12 protein-coding genes are annotated in these 16,281 nt (G+C 69.2%); 6 read left to right on the top strand and 6 right to left on the bottom strand.

Annotated elements, in window-relative coordinates:
* Positions 1–192: 192 nt before the first annotated feature.
* From zapA to QHF85_RS38890, 3 genes are read left to right on the top strand one after another with little or no spacing between them, the layout of a single operon-like run.
* On the top strand, positions 193–516 hold the full coding sequence (gene zapA / locus QHF85_RS38900) for a cell division protein ZapA (RefSeq protein WP_281332478.1): 324 nt from the start codon (positions 193–195) through the stop codon (positions 514–516).
* Positions 513–1,634 carry an 8-amino-7-oxononanoate synthase gene (locus QHF85_RS38895; RefSeq protein ID WP_281332477.1) on the top strand — a complete coding sequence of 374 codons (1,122 nt, stop codon included), beginning with the start codon at positions 513–515 and terminating at the stop codon, positions 1,632–1,634. Before zapA ends, QHF85_RS38895 begins: the two co-directional genes overlap by 4 nt.
* Positions 1,631–2,332: a dethiobiotin synthase gene (locus tag QHF85_RS38890; RefSeq protein WP_281332476.1), complete on the top strand. Its 702-nt coding sequence runs from the start codon at positions 1,631–1,633 to the stop codon at positions 2,330–2,332. The genes QHF85_RS38895 and QHF85_RS38890 overlap by 4 nt, the downstream gene beginning before the upstream one ends.
* Here the strand turns inward: QHF85_RS38890 and QHF85_RS38885 are convergent.
* The 4 genes from QHF85_RS38885 to QHF85_RS38870 all read right to left on the bottom strand — a co-directional run bounded on the left by QHF85_RS38885 (position 2,320) and on the right by QHF85_RS38870 (position 7,886).
* Positions 2,320–3,495, bottom strand: coding sequence for a hypothetical protein (locus QHF85_RS38885; RefSeq protein WP_281332475.1), 1,176 nt, complete (start codon positions 3,493–3,495; stop codon positions 2,320–2,322). The two genes, QHF85_RS38890 and QHF85_RS38885, sit on opposite strands and share 13 nt — an antisense overlap.
* The gene (locus QHF85_RS38880; RefSeq protein ID WP_281332474.1) at positions 3,489–5,159 is read right to left on the bottom strand and encodes a hypothetical protein; all 1,671 of its coding nucleotides are present in this window, start codon (positions 5,157–5,159) and stop codon (positions 3,489–3,491) included. Before QHF85_RS38880 ends, QHF85_RS38885 begins: the two co-directional genes overlap by 7 nt.
* 224 nt (positions 5,160–5,383) lie before the next feature.
* A complete protein-coding gene (locus QHF85_RS38875; RefSeq protein WP_281332473.1) occupies positions 5,384–6,043 on the bottom strand; it encodes an ATP-binding cassette domain-containing protein in 660 nt (219 codons plus the stop codon).
* 10 nt (positions 6,044–6,053) lie between these two features.
* Positions 6,054–7,886 carry a serine/threonine-protein kinase gene (locus tag QHF85_RS38870; RefSeq protein WP_281332472.1) on the bottom strand — a complete coding sequence of 611 codons (1,833 nt, stop codon included), beginning with the start codon at positions 7,884–7,886 and terminating at the stop codon, positions 6,054–6,056.
* 523 nt (positions 7,887–8,409) lie between these two features.
* On the opposite strand from QHF85_RS38870, the gene dnaN reads away from it, so the two are divergent.
* The 3 genes from dnaN to gyrB all read left to right on the top strand — a co-directional run bounded on the left by dnaN (position 8,410) and on the right by gyrB (position 13,573).
* The gene (gene dnaN, locus QHF85_RS38865) at positions 8,410–9,534 is read left to right on the top strand and encodes a DNA polymerase III subunit beta (RefSeq protein WP_281332471.1); all 1,125 of its coding nucleotides are present in this window, start codon (positions 8,410–8,412) and stop codon (positions 9,532–9,534) included.
* A gap of 112 nt (positions 9,535–9,646) precedes the next feature.
* Positions 9,647–10,777, top strand: a complete 1,131-nt coding sequence (gene recF / locus QHF85_RS38860; protein ID WP_281332470.1) for a DNA replication and repair protein RecF — start codon at positions 9,647–9,649, stop codon at positions 10,775–10,777.
* Positions 10,778–11,035: 258 nt separating this feature from the next.
* Complete coding sequence (gyrB, locus tag QHF85_RS38855) at positions 11,036–13,573, top strand: DNA topoisomerase (ATP-hydrolyzing) subunit B (RefSeq protein ID WP_281332469.1); 2,538 nt, start codon at positions 11,036–11,038, stop codon at positions 13,571–13,573.
* 70 nt (positions 13,574–13,643) lie between these two features.
* Here gyrB and QHF85_RS38850 read toward each other — a convergent pair whose 3' ends face one another.
* Entirely contained in the window at positions 13,644–13,826 is a 183-nt protein-coding gene (locus QHF85_RS38850; protein WP_281332468.1) for a hypothetical protein, read from the bottom strand.
* Positions 13,813–16,191 (bottom strand): VCBS repeat-containing protein, encoded by a 2,379-nt coding sequence (locus QHF85_RS38845; RefSeq protein WP_281332467.1) that lies wholly within the window; start codon positions 16,189–16,191, stop codon positions 13,813–13,815. Before QHF85_RS38845 ends, QHF85_RS38850 begins: the two co-directional genes overlap by 14 nt.
* Positions 16,192–16,281 lie beyond the last annotated feature (90 nt).

Below are 16,281 nucleotides of genomic sequence, written 5' to 3'. Positions count from 1 at the left end.
GTCCAGTGCCAGGGGCCATCACGCTCCTGGATGCACCCACCCGAGCGAGACGTGCGGGCGCCACCCCGCAAAAAACTCCACCCGTCCAAATCCAATCAGAACGACCCCGAGTGCCCCTCCAGGTGGCCAGCCCCCTCCGAGCTCCCTCCCCGCCTCGCATCCCGGCCCCCCGCATGGTACCGTCCCCCCGCCATGGGTGGCCGTCAGGTCCAGCTCCGCATCAGCGGCCAGACATATCGGGTCGTCACCTCCGCGTCCGACGACGAGCTCCACCGCCTCACCCTGGTGGTCGAGGAGAAGCTCACCCAGGTCGCCGGCCCTGGCCGCATGGTCAACCCCCAGGCCCTCCTCCTGGCCGCCCTCGCCCTCGCCCACGACCTCGAAGAGGAGCGCGCGCGCCACAACGACCAGATGACCCGCACCCGGATTGCGTTCGGTCGCATGCTCGAACGAGTCGATGCCGCCCTTGGTGCCCTCGAACCCGGCGCCGACGCCCCCGACGAGGACGACCAATGACGAAGCTCGGCGCCCTTCGCCATCTCGAGGCGGAGATCACGGCGCTCGAACAGGCGGGCCTCCTCCGCAAGCCGAGCGCGCCTCCGCCCGCGGGATGCCTCGTCCTCTGCTCGAACGATTACCTCGGCTACGGCACCGACCCCTGGCCGGCGCCCGCGGAGGCGCCCTCCGGGGCTGGCGCTTCACGCCTCGTCAGCGGGCATCATGCTGAGCATGCGCTCGCCGAGCAGACGATCGCTACCTGGCTCGGGTTCGAGTCGGCGCTTCTGTTTTCGTCCGGGTATGCGGCGAACGTCGGCGCCATCTCGGCCCTCGCTCGGCCGGGGGACGTCATCGTCTCCGATGCGTTGAACCACGCCTCCATCATCGATGGGTGCCGGCTCTCTGGAGCCAAGGTCGTCGTCGTTCCTCATCGGGATGTGGATGCCGCCGAGGCAGCGCTCGAGCGGGCGCAGGACGCGCCGCGACGGTGGCTCGTCACCGAGTCGTACTTCAGCATGGATGGCGATTCGCCCGACCTCGTCCGGCTCCGGGCTGCGTGTGACCGGTGGGATGCCGCGCTCTTCGTGGACGAGGCCCACGCGGTTGGGACCCTTGGGCCGGAAGGTCGTGGTCTCGCGGCGCGGGCTGGCGTTCGGCCGGACGTCCTCATCGGGGCGCTCGGCAAGGCGCTCGGACTTCAGGGTGCGTTCGTCGCTGGGCCGATGGCCCTTCGCACCTGGCTGTGGAATCGCGCCCGCAGCTTCGTGTTCTCCACCGGGATCAGCCCCGCGCTCGCCGCTGCCGTCCGGCATCGGGTTCTCCGCGTGGCGGCCGACGATGAAGCGCGCACGCGGCTCGACCGGATCACCGACCGCCTCCGCGCTGGCCTCGCCTCCATCGTCGGCGATGCCCTCCTCCCCTCGCATGGGCCCATCCTCCCCTGCTTCGTGGGTCCTCCCGAGGAGGCCGTTCGGATCTCCCTTCGCCTCCGTGAGCGCGGGGTCCTCGTTCAGGCCATTCGCCCCCCGACCGTGCCTCCGGGCACCTCACGCCTCCGCGTCACGGCGCACGCGCGCCTCACCGACGCGGACCTCTCCCGGATCCTCGCTGCCTTCTCGGAGGCCTGGAAACCATGAGCCGCATTGTCGTCCTCGGCACCGGCACCGGCGTCGGAAAGACCCACGCGGGTGTCGCCCTCGTCTCCGCCCTCGCTTCGGCTCGCGTCTCGGTCGCGGGCCTCAAGCCCATCGAGTCCGGCGTCCCGTCGGAGCCTTCGTCCGCGATCACGACCGACGCCTCCGCGCTCGCGGCGTTCAGCACGTTTCACGTGAAACATCCCCCGCCCTACGCGCTGCCGGATCCGGTCTCGCCGCACCTCGCCGCGCGTCGTCTGGGGATGCGGCTCGATCTGGGTCGCGTGACCGAGTGGGTCGACGCGCACGCGTGCGCGGAGGTCCTGGTCATCGAGACGGCGGGGGCGCTCTTGTCGCCGCTCGGGCCCGGGGTCGTCAATCTGGACCTCGCGCGCGCCTTGCGACCCGATCACCTCCTGCTCGTGGCTTCGGATCGGCTCGGCGTGCTCCACGATGTCGCGGTCACGTTGCATGCGATCCGCACGATGGCCGCGGACCTGCCGGAGCCGCTCCTGGTGCTCCAGCCGCCGGCCGTGCCGGATGCGTCCACGGGCACGAATGCCGCGGAGCTCGTCGAGCTGAAGATCGTTCCGAGGGTGGTCGTGTTTCCCCGGGCCGAGCCGGCGGCCGAGGAGACGAGGGCGGCGGCGAAGTTGGTGCTCTCGACGCTCGCCCTCCAGGGTGAGATTCAGAAGGCGTAGAGCAAGCTGCCGCCGAACCCGGGTCCGCCCGAGGTCGACCTTCGCGCCTGGTAGCCGCCTCGCACCTGCACCGAGAACCCGCGCCCGAGCGCAATGCCCACCTCGCCGAGCAGACGCACGCCGTACGCTTCCGCGTTGGGCATGTCCGTCACCTCGACGATCGGCGAGACCAGCACCCGGTCGCCGGCGACCAGATCGAGCCGGCTGTAGAACCGGTTCCCGAACGGCGCGCTGTCGCCCACGCCGATCGACTCGAACCCGAGGATCAGCTTCGAGCCGTACGGGTCGCCGATCAACGTCGACACGCCGACGCCGACCGAGAAGCCGATCTCGGTCACGCTCGTCAGGAGCTCCGTCTCCAGGTGCCAGAGGTCGAGCGCCCGGAACCGGATCCGCGCGGCGCCGAAGTTCAGGCCGACCTTGTACCGCTCCTCGTTGTACTCCGAGAGAGGCACGAGCGACCGACCGCGCACGATGCCCAGCCGGAAGCCGAACTCCGACACCGTCCGCAGGGGCCGGTACGTGTAGCTCGCCTCGACGCGGTAGTACTGCTCGTCCACCGTCGGCAGGATCGTCTGGCCCATCGAGCAGCCCGATTGACCCGCCGCGCACGGGATCGCCGTCGTGCCCGTCGTGGTCCCGAAGCCCACGTACTCGCCCGCCACCGCGACGACCGAGCGACGACCGCCGAGCCGGCTCAGCGCGGCTCGCTCCTTCGCGTCGGTCCGGTCTTCGATCACGCTGACCGGGTGGAGGTGCTGCCGGGAGGCGAACGCCGAGAAGCGCGTCCCGTTCGTCTGCTCGACCTCGATCGTGTAGCCGATCCCCGGCGCCTTCATCGCCTCGCCCGGGATGACGGCGATGTAGCCTTTTTCGCCGCCCCGCTGGAACGGGATGGCCTTCATCTCGCCGAGCGCGTTCTGGTAGACGACGAGCGCATGCCGGATGAGCTCCGCGTGCTCGAACGACGCCTCCAGCACGAGCTTGGTCGCTGGCTCTCCGCTGGCGATTGGCGCGTGGTGGATGCGCGGCGTGGGTTTCGGCGCCTCGCCGGCCGGAGCGTCCGCGGCTTTCTGGGCGGCGGCGTCCTGCGGCGCGAAGGGCAGCGACAGCGCGGCCGTCGCGAATGCGGCCAGGGTCTTCGCGAAGGTTCGCGTCACCATTCGTACCCCACTGCCCCGCCGAAGCCCGGCCCTGCATGGTTGATGGTTCGGCCCTGGAACGACAGCCGCGCCGCGACGACGAGACCGGGCGTGAGCCGGTAGCCCACCTGCACGATCCCGCGCGCGCCGACCTCGCCTTCCTCGGTCGATTGCGTCGGCTGCCCGTTCTCGGTCGGCGGCTGGAACCTGCTCGTTCCGGCGGGCTGGTTCGTCACCTCGGTCCGGATCAGGATGGGCACCCGCTTGAAGGTGTTCAGCTCGAGCTGGGTGAAGCCGCGCAGACCCACGCCGCCGAGCAGCTCGCCGCCGAGGACCAGGTTCGTCTCGCGGTCGTTGCCGATGCGGAACAGCACCTGCCCGCCGCCCGCGACGCCGTCGTCGAGCAGCCCGATCGCCACCCTGCCGATCACGCCGAACAGCCGGTGGAATCCGACCTCCGTTTCGAGGTAGCCGTACGTCAGCCCCACGGGCCTGCCCGAGAGGCCCAGCGTGTCGAGGTCGTTCAGCGACCCGCCGACGCCGCGGTAGACGCCGAAGCCCGTGCGCAGCGCGCGCACGCCCGTGTCGCCGTAGCGGAGCCCGAACGTCCCTTCGGTTTGCCAGACCCGATCGTTGCCCTTGAGCCCGTTGTAATCCGCGAAGTCCGTGAGCAACACCGCCGAAGCGATACGTTTTTCAGGTTTCGCGACCTTGGGGGCGTCGAGGATCTCGATCCTCTCGGGCGAACCGGGCAGGCCGACGACGGCCTTCGCCGCCCCGTTCTCCATCGTCGCCTCGATGAAGTACTCGATCTCCGAGGGCACGAGGCGGTCGCCGGGCACGGTGGCGGCCCAGTATCCGGGGCCAGCGCTCGCCATGACGAGCGGCGTGTACGACGGTTTCCCTCGCGTCCGCACGTGCAGGATCGCGCCCGTGGCCAGGTCGTCGAGCTCCACGGCGAGCTCGAGCGGCGTGCCTTCGACCGCCGCCGTCGGGCGCGCGAAGCTCACGAGCGAAGGCTCGGTCCGCGTGGTTTGACCTTTCAGGGGAACACCCTTCGACGCGGGTTTGCCGTCGGCTTCGAGCAGCCGGCGCAAGGACGCCGCTTCTTCGTAGAGCACGCGCGCATATCGGCCGTTCGGCTTCTCCCGCACGTAATCCTCGTAAGCCTTGATGCGCGTCACGAGGTCTGTGCCTTTGAGCTTGTCGAACATCGTGGCGATTGTGATCGCTTCGGGCTCGGCGCTCGCCGCGTCGCCGCCGGGGAGCTTGTCCGGCGCTTCGCCTCCCGCGTCGGGCTGCGCGGGCGCGGTTTTGCCGGGGGCGGGGCTCTTGCGCAGGATCACGAGATCGCCTTTTTCGGGCGTCCGCGTGAGCGTGCCGGTCGCTTTGGCGATCGACATCGAGGGCCGCACCTGACCGAGCTCGAGGGTCCCGATCCGGAATCGATCGGAGATCACCTTGCCGGTCACGGGGTGTTTGAGCTTCAGCGGGCGCCAGATCTCGACCGTCGCCCCCTCCGTCGCGCCGAGGCTCGACCCGAGGTCCAGGATCAGCTCCTCGCCTTCCTCTTCGAGGGCGAGCACCGTCCCCGTGATCTCGGTCGGCGCCGCGTCCGAGGCCGACGTTTTCGTCTGCGCCCCGGCGCCTGTCCCGATTCCGAGGAGGCAAAGCGCGGCCAACACCGCTGCGATGCGCGCCCGCCTGCCCCCCCGGCGCAATGCATTTTCAGAATGGAACACGCTGAGATCGATCCTTATCGAATCGAATCGCAAAAGAAAAGAAAATTACGGCTGACGGAAATTCGTCACACCGACGTTGTCCGCGGGTTTCGCGCGAATATGAATTCGCGTTCGTCGCCACTGTTCATTCGCGGTGACGATTCATTGGAGCGTTTTTCGACCGAACCTCAACCGGTAACGGCTTCGACCACGCGGCCCCGGTCGAGCACGAGGCGCGCGCCGGCCCGCTCGCGGAAGAGCTCCGGCTCGTGCGAGACGACGACCACGGCCGCGCCCCGCGCGACCTCCTCGTCGACCACCGCGAGCAGGCGCGACACGCCCGCCTTGTCGAGGCCCGTCGTCGGTTCGTCGAGCAAAACCAGCGAGGGCTCATGCGTGAGCGCCCGCGCGAGCGCGATGCGTTGCCGCTGCCCGCGCGAGTACGTTCGCACCGGCCTCTCCGCGAACGCGCCGAGCTCGAACCGCGACGCCGCCCGCGTCCACGCCTCGGCCGCGTCGAGCCCCACGAGCCGCGCCGCGAGCTCCACGTTCTTCCGTCCCGACAGGTCCGGATACGCCATCGTCTCGTGCGACACCCAGCCGACCTCGGCGCGCACCGCGAGCAGGTCGTCACCGAGCGGCTCGTAGGCGACCGTTCCAGCGGTCGGCTTGATCACGGTGCCGAGGATGCCGAGCAGCGTGGACTTGCCCGAGCCGTTCGCGCCCTCGATGACGAGCAGCTTGCCGAGCTCGATCGTGAGGTTCACGCCGCGCAAAGCCACGGTGGGGCCGTAGGCCTTGATGAGGCCTTTGCCGACGATGCGCGTGAGGCGTGGTGTCCGACTCATCCGCCCTGGCTCACGACCCCTTCTCGGGCACCGGACGCGCCGGGAACGGGCGCACGAGCGTCGGCCGGTCGTCCGAGCCCGAGGGCCGGTCCGACGGCCGGTCACCGGGGAACGTGGGCGGATCGACGAGCGTGCGCTCGTCGTCGTCGTCGTCGGTGACGGGACGAGCCGGCGGGACGGGGCGCGGCGGAGGCGGCGGCAACGGAGCCGCGGCGTGGACCGGAATGGCCGCGGACGCAGGCGGCGCCGAGGGCGGCGGCAGCGGCGCGGGCGGCGGCGGCAGCCATGCCTGACGACCGCTGCCGACGCCCATGCTTGCGAGCTGACCCGCCGGCATGGTCGGCGGCGGGCCGCCCGAGGAGCCGGACGCCTGGGGCGCGTGCTGCTGCACAGGAGGGTGTGCCGGCGGCGGCAGCGGCGCGGGCGGCGGCAACGGAGGCGGCAGCGGCGCCGGGACGTGTGGCGTGCTCGCGTGCGGCGCGAGGGCGCCCGGGTGCGGCGCGGTCATGGGCGGGGGCGGGCCTCCGCGGCTCGACGGCGGGCCCGCGCTCGCGGCGCCCTGGCCCTGCTTCGACGAGCGCGGCGGCGCGATGGGCAGGCCGAGGTCCTTGCGCGAGAACGAGAGCACCATCGTCTCGTCGTCGTCCTCGGAGAACGACATCTTCGCGGGCTGCAGCGGCGCGCGACGCGAGGGCGGCGGCGGCTCGGGCTCGAGCGCGCGACGCAGGCCGTCCTGGAACTCGGCGGCGTTCTGGTAGCGGTCCTCGCGCATCTTCGCGAGCGCCTTGTCGACGACACGCTCGAGCGGACGCGTCACGCCCGGACGCACCTCGGCGAGCGAGCGGTGCTTCGAGGTGAGGATCTGCACGAGCAGCGCGTTGTAGTTTCGTGCGACGAACGGGCGCCGGCCCGTGAGCGCCTCGTAGAGGATCACGCCCGCGGCCCAGAGATCGACGCGGTGGTCGAGCCCGCGATCACCACGCGCCTGCTCGGGCGCCATGTAGTACGGCGTGCCCATGACGATGCCGGGCATCGTGAGGTCGGTCGCCGTGTCCTCGTCGATCGTCTTCGAGATGCCGAAGTCGAGAAGCTTCGCGATGGGCGGCACGCCCGCCTTGCGGACGAGGAACACGTTCTCGGGCTTGAGGTCGCGATGGATGATGGCTTTTGCGTGCGCGGCCGTGAGCGCGGAGAGCACCTGGTGCATCACGTCCGCGACGTCGCGCTCGGGCAATGCGCCGTCGCGCTTGATGCGCTGGTCGAGCGTCTCGCCGACGAGCCGCTCCATCACGAGGTAAGGCGTGCCGTCTTCGAGGCGACCGAGGTCGTAAATCTCGCAGATGTTCGGGTGACCGATCGATCCGGCGATGCGCGCCTCGTGCTTCAGGCGCGCGACGGCGTCGGCCTGCTGCGCGTGCTTCGGGTGCAGCACCTTCACGGCCACGATGCGGCCGATGGCGAGGTGCTCGGCCTCGTAGACCGCACCCATGCCGCCCTCGCCGAGCAGCGCCTTCACGCGGTACTTGTCGCCGATGACGTGGCCCACGAAGTCGCGCCGCTCGGGCCTGCGCGAGCCTTGCGAGGCGGGGCCGTCTTTGCGTGGAGCGGCGCCGGGAGGTGCCGGGCGAGCGTGCGCGGCGGGCGTGGCGGTGGGCACGCGGGCCGCGGGGATGCCCATGGGCCGCGGGATGCTCGGCGCGGGCGGGATGAACGAACGCGGCGTGTGCATCGCCTGGCGCGGCGGAAGACTCGACCCTGGCCCGATGGCGAGCCCCGTCGCCGGGCAGATCACGAGTCGTTCGTCGTGCCGGATGCCGCAGTGGCGGCAACGGAGTTCGCTCATCGCGAGAGCCCTACGTTCGGCCATTCCGCCGCGCAGGGCCACAGCAAAATCGCTCGGCGATCGCGTTTTCGTTCCCACGACGGACGCTCGCGCCGAACGCGGAACATGCGGCCAGCGCTCGCTTCATGAAGGCACGTCCGCCATGGGCCACGGTGCATACAACCGGACGGGGGGAAGCTGGGGATAACTTCCGGTGATCCCAGGGTCTGCCTTGGGGACAGAACCGGGCTCGACCGCCCACCCCTAAAGATCTCCCCGACCCGACCCCGGGCTTACCCCGATTCCTCCACAGGCGGGTCGCTCCGTAACCTACCGAAATCATGGGACGATCCAGAGTTTTCCCCATCGTCCACAGGCCCTACGATGACGACCTGATCTAGATCTAAAGATCCTCCCTAGATCGGAGAGGAACGCGTGAGCCTGGTCACGTTTGCCTCGGTCATCTTTTCGACCTTCGCCCCGCCGATAACCCTGCTAAGAGGGACCGACCCGCTGCCTAGGGCCGCGGCGGAGTTGAAGGGCCATGGACCTCGTCATCGCGAAGAAAGATCTGCTGCGCCTCGTCGACCGCTGCCAGGGCGTCGCCGACAAGAAGAGCGCCATGCCGGTGCTCGCCAACGTGCTGCTCGCCGCCGACGGGAACGCGCTGCGCGTTTCCGCGACCGACCTCTACCTCGCGGTGAGTGGTCAGACGGCGGCCGAAATCGTGAGCGCAGGCTCCGTGGCCGTTCCGGCGAAGGACCTGCTCGACCGCGTGAAGGCCATGCCCGACGGGCCCATCCAGGTGACCGCACGCGAGGGCGCGCAGACCGTCATCAAGGCCGTTGGCTCGCCGCGCCGCTACACGCTGCACGGCATGCCCGGCAGCGAGTTCCCCCAGCTCCCGAAGCCCGCGCCCGACGCGCCCTCGCTCGAGCTGCCGGTCGAGCTGCTCTCGCGCCTCATCGAGCGCACGCACTTCAGCATCTCGACCGACGAGACGCGCGCGCACGTGAACAGCGCGCTCTTCGAGTGGGCCGGTCATCGCGTCCGCATGGTCACGACGGACGGTCACCGGCTGTCCAAGATGGAGGTCACGCTGGAGGGCACGAGCGCGACGGCGACGATGCTCATCCCGCTCAAGGCCATCCACGAGCTGCGTCGGCTCACGAGCGGCGTCGACAAGGAGACGCCCACCGTGCACATCACGCAGAGCGGGCCGAACGCGTTCTTCGGCGTCGGTGGCATGACCTTCTCGGTCAAGCTCGTCGACGCGCAGTTCCCGCCCTACCAGCAGGTCATCCCGAACCTGAGCGACCGGAGCATCCGCGCGCCGCGCGGCCCGCTCGCCGAGGCCCTGCGCGCCGTCTCGCTCGCCGCGAGCGACCGCACGGGCGGCGTGAAGCTCACGGTCACGCAGCGCGCGCTGCGCATCACGAGCGAGAGCCCCGAGAGTGGCAACGGCTTCGACGAGGTGCCGATCGACTACGAGGGCGGCGAGGTGACGATCGGCTTCAACGCGAAGTACTTCCTCGACGTGCTCGCGGCCATCAACGACGACGAGGTCGTCCTCGGCGTGTCGGGCGAGCTCGACCCGGCGGTCATCCGTCCTGCGACGGAGTCGGCGGCGGAGAGCTATGTCTCGGTCATCATGCCGATGCGGATTTGAAACTCCTTCACCCCAACCCCTCTCCCGAAGGGAGTGGGGCAAGAGGCCAACGCCTCGGGGTGAACGACCTGCCCCGCGGGGTGAGTGAACTCGCGGGGGTGAAAAGACTCCCATGAATCGCCTCGAGCTCGAACGGCTCAGCGTGCGCGGACTGCGCGTCCTCTCGCGGGTGGACATGGAGCCCGCGCCGCGGCTCAACGTCGTGTGGGGCAACAACGGGCACGGCAAGACGAGCGTGCTCGAGGCGATTTATTTCGCGGCGACCTCGAAGAGCTTTCGGACGTCGCGCGTGGGTGAGCTCGTGCGGCACGGCGAGACGGCCGCGAGCGTGAAGGCGCGCTTCGTCGAGCGTGGCGACGTGCTTCCCGCCCTCGCGCGTGAGCAGACGGCCGCAGTGCAGGGCAAGAGCGTCACCGTGCGCATCGACGGCAATCGGCCGCGCGCGCTCGTCGAGTACGCGACGCGCTCGCCCGTCGTGGTGTTTCATCCCGAGGAGCTCACGCTGTCGAGCGGGCCCGCGCAGGGACGGCGCACGCTGCTCGACCGGCTCGCGCTTTTCACGCGGCCCGAGAGCGCAGATGCCCGCGCGCGGTATGCGCATGCGCTCAAGGCGCGGCAGGAGCTCTTGCGGCGTGGCGCGGACATACCTTCGAGTGATACGCGCGAGCTCGACGCGTTCGAGGAGCTCTGCGCCGAGCATGGCGCGGCCCTCACGCGGGCGCGCGCGGCCGCGGCCGAGCTGCTCGTGGTCGAGCTCGCGAGCGCGTTCGCGCAAATCGCGGCGCCCGACCTGCGGCTCACCGCGCGCTACGCGCCGGGTGGCTCGGCCGACGTGGAGACCGCGCGCGCCGAGCTTTTTCGCGGCCGAAAGCGAGACGCGTTCCGGGCATCGGCGGGGTTTGGCCCGCATCGCGACGAGCTCGAGCTGATGCTGGATGGGCATCCGGCGCGCATCGTCGCGTCGCAGGGGCAACACCGCGCGCTCACGCTCGCGTTGAAGGCGGCCGAGACGGCGACGATCGCCAAGGAGCGAGGCATCGAGCCCTTGCTCTTGCTCGACGACGTTTCGAGCGAGCTCGATCCGGAGCGCACCGGCGCGCTCTTTTCATTCCTCGCCCTCCATCGCGGTCAGATTTTCCTGACGACCACGCGCCCCGAGCTCATCCGCGCCGAGGACATACCGGCCGAGGGAAGGCGTGACTTCCGGGTGTTTCGGGGCGAGCTCGACGAGGGCGCGGGCTGACCTCCGCGCGGCCTCGGAGCGGCTCTTCCGCGAGCGCGAGAAACGGGCACCAATCGGGCGTGATTTCCTCACGAAAAGGGCCGCGCCGAGCTTGCCCAAGAGGCACAAAAAGGCTAGATTTCCGCGACTCCAAACGGCCCCCGCGCGCGTGACCGAAAGGCGTCCGCGCTCGGCCCGAGGAACCTCTCGACCCACGCGAACGTGCGGGTCGGAACGAACCGATCGGCCAGACGCTCGGGAGCCGAAAGCACGAGACCGATGACGACCGAACCGACGAGCATCCAGCAAACCGAATCCAAGACGACCGCGGGCGCGGCTTACGACGCGAACAGCATCACGGCGCTCGAAGGCCTCGAGGCCGTGCGCAAGCGCCCGGGAATGTACATCGGTGACGTGCACGATGGCTCGGGGCTGCACCACCTCGTGTGGGAGGCCGTGGACAACGCGGTCGACGAGCACCTCGCGGGGCACTGCACCGACATTCGCGTGACGGTGCACTTCGACGGATCGGTATCCGTGGAGGACAACGGCCGCGGCATTCCGGTCGGCATGCACGCGAGGGGCGTCTCCGCGGCCGAGGTCGTGATGACGGTGCTCCACGCGGGCGGCAAGTTCGACAACGCGAGTTACAAGGTCAGCGCGGGCCTGCACGGCGTCGGTGTTTCCGCGGTGAACGCCGTCAGCGAGTGGCTCAAGCTCGAGATCAAGCGCGAGGGCAAGGTCTGGTTCCAGGAGTACGAGCGCGGCGTGCCGCGCAAGCCCCTGAAGGCGCTCGGCGAGACGGACCGAACGGGCACGAAGGTGTCGTTCAAGCCGGACGTGCAGATCTTCACGGTGACGGAGTTCAATTACAACATCCTCGCCAATCGCTTGCGCGAGCTCGCGTTCTTGAACGCCGGCCTGATCATCAACCTCGAAGATCAGCGCCCGAACGGCCGCAGCGAGACATTCCACTACAAGGGCGGCATCGCCGAGTTCGTCGCGCTCCTGAACCAGGCGCAGGAGGCGATTCACGACGACGTCATCGCGTTCGTGGTCGAGGGACAGGCCGAGGCCGCGGGCAACGGCGGCTCGAAGCCCGTGCCGCCCATCACGGTCGAGGTCGCGATGCAGTGGAGCGGCTCGTATACCGAGCAGATCTATTGCTACACCAACAACGTCCACAACAAGGACGGCGGCACGCACCTCGCCGGCATGCGCTCGGCGCTGACGAAGACGGTCAATCAGTACGGCAAGGCGCAAAACCTGTTCAAGGAGCTGAAGCAGGAGCTCGCGGGCGAGGACATCCGCGAGGGCCTCACCTGCGTGCTCAGCGTCAAGCACCCCGACCCTTCGTTCGACTCGCAGACGAAGTCGAAGCTCGTGTCGAGCGAGGTGAAGGGCATCGTCGAGCGCGCCGTCACCGACAAGCTCGGCCAGTATTTCGAGGAGCACCCGCAGGGCGCGAAGAAGATCATCGAGAAAGCGGTGCTCGCCGCGCGCGCACGAGAAGCCGCACGCAAGGCGCGTGAGGTCATCCGCAAGGGCTCGCTCGACATCACCTCGCTCTCCGGCAAACTCGCCGATTGCCAGTCGAAGGATCCCGAGAAGAGCGAGGTCTACATCGTCGAGGGCGACAGCGCCGGCGGCAGCGCCAAGATGGGGCGCGACCGCCATTTCCAGGCGATTCTACCGCTCCGTGGCAAGATCCTGAACGTCGAGCGCGCGCGGCTCGACCGCATGCTGAGCTCGGCCGAGGTCGGCACGATCATCACGGCGCTCGGTTGCGGCATCAGCGGCGTGCGGACGGCGCGCGGCGAGGGCGAGGACAAGGACGACGATGGGATCGAGCTGAACAAGCTCAAGTACCACAAGATCATCCTGATGACCGACGCCGACGTCGACGGGTCGCACATTCGCACGCTGCTGCTCACGTTCTTCTTCCGGCAGATGCGCGAGGTCATCGAGGCGGGCCATCTCTACATTGCGCAGCCGCCGCTCTATCGCGTGCGAAAGGGCAAGAAGGACGTCTACCTCAAGGATCAGGCGGCGCTCGACGAGTACCTCGGCAGCAATGCGGTCGATGAGCTCTCGCTGTCGTCGGAGGGCCGCACGCCGGTGCCTCCCGCGGTGCTCCCGAGCCTCGCGAAGCGGCTGAAGCAATTCAAGATTGTCCTCGGCAACCTCGACAAACGGTGCGACGCGCGCATGGTCGCCTCGCTCATCCGCTCGGCGGGCCTCGCGCAGGAGGACCTGCGCGACGCGGCGAAGGTCGAGTCGGCGCGCGAGAAGCTCCAGGCGTACCTCGAGCGCAGGTATCCCGACATGATGCCGTTCAAGGTCGTCTCGTCGTTCGACACGGAGCACGGCGCGCATCGCATCACGGTGACGCCGCGGCCGGGCGCTTCGAGCCGCGTGGCCGTGATCGATTGGCAGCTGCTCGGCCTACCCGAGTACAAGGACGCGCTCGACATCGAGCGCATGCTCGTGGAGACCGCGGGCCCGGCGCCTTGGACCGCCGTGTCGAAGGGCGGCAGCGAGGCGAAGCTCGAGACGAGCGAGGCGCTCATCGAATACCTCGACGAGCGCGGCAAGAAGGGCATCACGCTCGGCCGCTACAAGGGCCTCGGCGAGATGAACGCGGAAGAGCTCTGGGAGACGACGATGAACCCGGACGTCCGCACGCTGCGGCAGGTGAAGATCGACGACGAGACCGAGGCCGCGCGGCTCTTCGCGATTCTGATGGGCGAGCAGGTCGACGAGCGCCGGCGCTTCATCGAGGTGAACGCGCTCAACGTGAAGAACCTCGATATCTGACGGGGGGACAAACCCCAACACAAGGCCCCCCTCGGCGTTGCTCGAGGGGGGCTTCGTTTTTCGAGGGGTTTTACTTCTTCAGCATGTTGTTCGGGCCGCCCTTGGCCCGATCCTTCGGCACCGGCCTCTGCCACGACGTGCCGTCGACGTTCATCCAGGAGACGACCACCTCGATGGTGGCATCGGCGTTCCCGGCGGCCTTGTCGAAGGGGCCGAGCGTGATCTCGGCGTCCTTCCCATCAGTTTGGCCCACCCTCACAAACGCCGCTGCCCTGCGCGACGTTGTTGTCGGTTCGGCATTCGTGCCACGCGTGCGGCGGCGATTGATCGTCGACGACGACAAAGATCTTCTTCGACCCATCGAGCACGCCGGGCGGCGGCATGGGGAGGGGGAGGCTCACGTCCTCGGCCTCGGCCGGATAGAGCACCTTCGTGGTCATGACGGGGCTGCCGGGCAGGGGCGCGCCGCCGTTCGCGGGATCGTCCAGGTAAAACCCGATGTTCACGCCCGCCGGCACGCTCGCCTCGCCGATGTTGCGCACGCGCGCCACGAGCCTGTACGTCGGGCCGCCGCAGACCGGGAATACCGTGGCGACGAGGTCCGGCGCGGAGAACTCGCCCGAGGGCTGCACGTTTTGCCGGAAATTGTTGAGCTTCGGCTGCTTGTAGTTCGGCAGCTCCACCGTCGGGATCGTCCCGTCCTCTTCCACGTTCGTCACGTGATACCCGTGCTGGTTCCACACCCGGCGCGTGCGGACCCAGTTTCCGTTTTTATCGCCGAAGATCCGCACGCCGGCCGTCTTCGTGCCGTCCGCGCAGGTGAAACTCGAATACGAGTTCGACACGACCATGATGTCCGCCTGCCCGTCGTTGTCCACGTCGGCGACCAGCGGATACTCGTAGAGCGTGCCATTCGTGTTGCACGTCTCGTAGAGCACCGTCCCGTCGGTCCCCGAATAGACGTGCATCATTTTCTCGTCGGCGTAGACGACCTCGGCCTTGCCGTCGCCCTCGAAATCGAAGACCGAGCTGCCCGTCGAGGCCGACGAGCAATCCTGGGTCTGTCGGCTCCAGAGGAGCGTCTCGGGGTTCGGGACCGCGGGGTCCATGAGCTTCTTGCCGTCGAAGACCGCGTATCCGACGCCGCCGGCCAGGGCCACGTCCGGCACGCCGTCGCCATTGAAGTCGGCCACCGTGGGCGGGCCGCCGCCTTGCGTATAGCCCGCGCTGTTCGTCGGGCAGAGGGCCGGGTTGAGCGTTCCGTTGATGTCGACGCCCGTGCGCACCACCTTGAAGCCGCCGGGCTCGGCCGGGTCGACGCGCCAGATCCGGAGCTCGTGGTTGCTGTTGTAGATCGCGATGACCTCGGGGATGCCGTCCTTGTCGAGGTCGCCGACGGCGGGGAAACTCGCGACGAGGCCGTTGTCGACGAGGAGCGTGCCGTCGCCCTTGTAAATGCGCCGCGCCGTGACGATGTCGAGCTTGCCGTCGGCGTCCATGTCCGAGACCACGACGTTCGAGGTATTCGCCGGGTTGAACGTCGCGACCGTGGCGCCCGTCTTTCCGTCGAGGATCTGCGATTCCACGACGACCTCCACGTCGCCGTCCTGATCGAGGTCCGCGAGCGAGGGCATGAAGCACGTGCCGGCCTCGCTGAGCCATACCTCCACGCCCGCCGCCGTGTAGGCGCGCGCGCGGCCGTCTTGCGTGCAGACCACGATCTCGTTGCCCGGCATGCCGTCGATGTTGCCCGCGGCGATCGAGCGGCCCGGGTGATTGCCGCTCGTCGCGCCGGCGTTCGCCGTCCACTTCTCGACGACCTGGCCATTGACGATCGAAATGGCGTGGAGCGTGCCATTTTCGTTGTACTTGTTCGTCTGGAACGTGAGGAAGACGATCTCCGGGATGTCGCGCTCGTCGACGACGCCGTCGCAGGTGTCGTCGTCGAGCTGGATCACGACCGGGGCCATCATCACGCTGTCCTGCGTGTTCGCCGCGGCCGGGTCTCCCCAGGCGTACTTGAGCACGGGCTCGAACTGACCGACGGGCGGCTTGTACTCGCATTTCGCGAGGCAGGTGATCGGGTCGTTCGGGCCGGGCTCCATGCCGGGCGCGCATTCGGGCGGCTGCGGCAGGCACTTGCCCGTCGCCGGCGTCACGCCGCCCTGGCACGAGCCGCCGCCGCCGTCGGGCACGCCGCCCGGCTCGCCGAGCGCGTATTCGCAGTAGGAGCCCGCGGGGCACTCCGTCGCGTCGATGCACGTCGCGCCGGGCACCACGCATTGCTGGAACGAGCAGACCTCCGCGTCGCCGCAACACGCCGTCCCGCAGGCCTTGTCCTGCGTGCAGCACACGTCGCCCGTCGTGCAGACGCCGCCGTCGCCGCAGGCCTCGCCCGGCGTGCACCCGGTCGTCCCGCTGTCGCCGAAGAGGTCGCCGCCTTGGCCGCCCTGGCCGCCGCCGCCCTGGCCACCCTGGCCGCCGCTGCCGCCCGCGGACGTGCCCGCGGAGGCGCCGCCGCCGGTCGAGTTGCCGTCACCGCACGAGGCGAGCGCGGCCGCGAGGGATGGCACCACGAGCGCCGTGAAAGCGAGAAAAGAGATCCGGTGTCTTCGCATGAGGGCGCATCTTCGCCGAGGGCGCCCGTCCGTGTCGATCGTGTCGATCGGGAAGAACCTGAAAAGGACCTCCGAGCGTGTGACCTCTTC

It is taken from the genome of Polyangium sp. 6x1 (assembly GCF_029946515.1).
GTDB lineage: Bacteria > Myxococcota_A > Polyangia > Polyangiales > Polyangiaceae > Polyangium.
This window is presented reverse-complemented; position numbering and strand designations above follow the sequence as displayed.

Excerpts from the sequence above, each read along its gene's own strand:
- QHF85_RS38870 (WP_281332472.1), bottom strand. The coding sequence starts at position 7,886 with ATGAGCGAACTCCGTTGCCGCCACTGCGGCATCCGGCACGACGAACGA.
- QHF85_RS38875 (WP_281332473.1), bottom strand. The coding sequence starts at position 6,043 with ATGAGTCGGACACCACGCCTCACGCGCATCGTCGGCAAAGGCCTCATC.
- QHF85_RS38885 (WP_281332475.1), bottom strand. The coding sequence starts at position 3,495 with ATGGTGACGCGAACCTTCGCGAAGACCCTGGCCGCATTCGCGACGGCC.
- recF (WP_281332470.1), top strand. The coding sequence starts at position 9,647 with ATGAATCGCCTCGAGCTCGAACGGCTCAGCGTGCGCGGACTGCGCGTC.
- zapA (WP_281332478.1), top strand. The coding sequence starts at position 193 with ATGGGTGGCCGTCAGGTCCAGCTCCGCATCAGCGGCCAGACATATCGG.
- QHF85_RS38890 (WP_281332476.1), top strand. The coding sequence starts at position 1,631 with ATGAGCCGCATTGTCGTCCTCGGCACCGGCACCGGCGTCGGAAAGACC.
- QHF85_RS38845 (WP_281332467.1), bottom strand. The coding sequence starts at position 16,191 with ATGCGAAGACACCGGATCTCTTTTCTCGCTTTCACGGCGCTCGTGGTG.
- gyrB (WP_281332469.1), top strand. The coding sequence starts at position 11,036 with ATGACGACCGAACCGACGAGCATCCAGCAAACCGAATCCAAGACGACC.
- dnaN (WP_281332471.1), top strand. The coding sequence starts at position 8,410 with ATGGACCTCGTCATCGCGAAGAAAGATCTGCTGCGCCTCGTCGACCGC.
- QHF85_RS38895 (WP_281332477.1), top strand. The coding sequence starts at position 513 with ATGACGAAGCTCGGCGCCCTTCGCCATCTCGAGGCGGAGATCACGGCG.